We start from the raw sequence: 2,162 nt of genomic DNA, 5'->3' as shown, positions 1-2,162 counted from the left end.
GCGCCACACTGGGCGGCAACACAATCGACCTTGGGACTGCCCTGATCGCGGCCGGATACGCCTTTGCCGCCACCGACCAAAAAGGCAACGCCGTCAGTGCCAACTATCTGGTGGCCGAACTCAATGCGAAGATGCAAGCTGATGGTCTTTGGGCGATGAAGTTTCAGCACCCCATCGAGCTGCTGCTGAAACGGCCAAAGGAGCAGAACCAATGAACCACGAAGATGAATCGAGCCGCTACTACCACTATCCTGTCGAGGGCCGCACGGACGGTGCAATAGGCGGCGCCATTGCATTCATCGCGGTCATCGCGGTGCCGGCATCGATCTACGCCGCTTGGCACGCGCTCGCGTCGTGGATTTCCGCCGTCTTTTCTTAGGTCCGAAAGGCGGCGAAAGATCGCAGCAACTCATGCAGGTCGTCCGGATCAACGTCGCACCAGCCGTTGTTCATGAGCCGCTCGAAATATGCCGCCTTCATTTTCAGGCCGCCAACATCGGACACCGGCGCCATCGCTGCCTGTCGTCGAATGGCTGTCTCCTTCTTCATGACAGCGTCAAGCCGTGGACTGATCAGTTCCGCCTCCGCCTCTTCGGCGTACATCAATCGCTTCCCGAGGCTCTCCACCTCTGTCATGGCGCGGCGGTGCGCCGCGATCAGATACACCAGTTCATCCGCCTCTCGTGCCTCGCCAGTGCTGCACGTCACTTCAACAGCCATCGTCCTGCTCCGAGTGATTCGCGCCCCGCTCGCCCGCCCGTTGCATGAAGGTTGATAAATACGTTGATCGGGGATGATGGCACGATAGGATACGAAACGAAGCGAAATCAGAGTCTGTAAGTCATTGTTTAAAAATGGAAAGTTATTTCTCCCACCACCGAGAGATGGGAGTGATTTCAAAGAATTATTCAAACGATTAGCGGCGGCGGGTGCGGGTCGCCCGTTGGGCAAAGACGGATTTCCTGCAGGCCCCTGGACACCCGAGCTTCTTGCAGAGGCGATTTCGCAGATCGATTCCAACCGGATTGGGGTCGATCTGCGAACGGTGCAACTTTGGTTTCAAGAAAACGACAAGGGAATTAGCGCTGCCAACATCCGTTGGCTGGCAAGGGTTTTTGGCTGCGGTGATCCGGCGGCCACCAGCGAATGGCAGATGGAGCTAAGTGCGGCGCAATCGAGGTTAGCGGCCAAGAGACGGGAACGGAAGAGCGCTGCAAGCGACGTCGCGGTGGCGGTTCCAGATATGGCTCGGCCCACGACCTTCGAAGACGACTCAGACCCCCCGGCGGAGCTGGCACGGGATCCTGACGCCAAGGGGCCGGGGCGGCGTTTCAGCTTGGCGAGGAGATCGGAGGCGTTTTTCAGTCGCGGATCTCCGTTGAATTTGCCGGCGTCGGTATTTGCGGGTGCCGCCGCTCTTGGGTTTTTATCGTATATGACGGGGATTCACGACGCGACCTACGTCCGGGCGGATGGCCTGGTTAAGCAGGTTGGGTTTCTCTGGGCGCCGAATTGGACATTCCTCTTCATGGTGCTTTTGCCTCTGTTTTTTGCATTCGTGACAGAGCTACTTGTCTTTTGGAAAAATGAGGGGCGCCTGAACCTGGTAGCGGAGGCCGACCAGGTGAAAAGCGACGGTGCATGGGCGCACAACGTCGAGGCTTCTTCGTATTCATATTGGGCTGTTTTTCTGATTTGTGTGGTGTTCGCCGGTCTTTTTCAGTGGATCGGCGTGTGTTTGATGCCGTTGATGAAAGGCGGCGGCAATTATCCGACCGATTGGGGCAAGTTAGCAATCGTCCGTCCTGAGGTCATATCGGTGCCGGAAGAGGTGGTGTTCACGGGGCTCGCTTACCTTTATATGTGCCTGTGCTTTTATCTTTTCTTTGTCGGTCTCATTTTGCTTTACACGGTCGTCCATGACCTTTGGAGAATTGGTGTGGCATCGAAGAGTGGGCCGGAGGTGGACTATCAACATGAGGTCAATGAAGTCGTCCTCAAGGTGATGCGTGGGATTTTTCGGTGTACTGTTTTGGGCGTTCTGATCGCCATATGCATGAAAGTCCAAAGCGCTTACCTGACTTCGCGTGGAGAAAATATCGTGGCTTGGTTGGTCGGCGATATGTCTTCAGCCTTCAATGGCGGCAACGACGTGAGCGACA

Annotated in this window: 3 protein-coding genes and 1 pseudogene; 3 read left to right on the top strand and 1 reads right to left on the bottom strand. The window is 56.3% G+C overall.

Annotation, left to right across the window (positions count from 1 at the left end):
• A pseudogene (locus EOA60_RS37860) lies at positions 1-215 on the top strand (thermonuclease family protein); the annotation flags it as partial.
• Complete coding sequence (locus tag EOA60_RS37855) at positions 212-379, top strand: hypothetical protein (RefSeq protein WP_164748485.1); 168 nt, start codon at positions 212-214, stop codon at positions 377-379. The pseudogene EOA60_RS37860 and the gene EOA60_RS37855, both read left to right, overlap by 4 nt.
• Here EOA60_RS37855 and EOA60_RS29860 read toward each other — a convergent pair.
• Positions 376-720, bottom strand: coding sequence for a hypothetical protein (locus EOA60_RS29860; protein ID WP_127335841.1), 345 nt, complete (start codon positions 718-720; stop codon positions 376-378). The genes EOA60_RS37855 and EOA60_RS29860 overlap by 4 nt on opposite strands.
• Positions 721-844: 124 nt before the next feature.
• Here EOA60_RS29860 and EOA60_RS29855 point away from each other — a divergent pair.
• A partial coding sequence (locus EOA60_RS29855; protein ID WP_128312394.1) for a hypothetical protein occupies positions 845-2,162 on the top strand: 1,318 nt, incomplete at its 3' end.

The organism is Mesorhizobium sp. M1A.F.Ca.IN.020.06.1.1, from assembly GCF_004023265.1.
Lineage (GTDB): Bacteria > Pseudomonadota > Alphaproteobacteria > Rhizobiales > Rhizobiaceae > Mesorhizobium.
The sequence above is the reverse complement of the archived record's forward strand: the minus strand, read 5'-3'. Positions and strand labels throughout refer to the sequence as shown.

Bases quoted from the DNA above. Each gene is read 5' to 3' on its own strand.
- EOA60_RS37855 (WP_164748485.1), top strand. From the start codon at position 212: ATGAACCACGAAGATGAATCGAGCCGCTACTACCACTATCCTGTCGAG.
- EOA60_RS29860 (WP_127335841.1), bottom strand. From the start codon at position 720: ATGGCTGTTGAAGTGACGTGCAGCACTGGCGAGGCACGAGAGGCGGAT.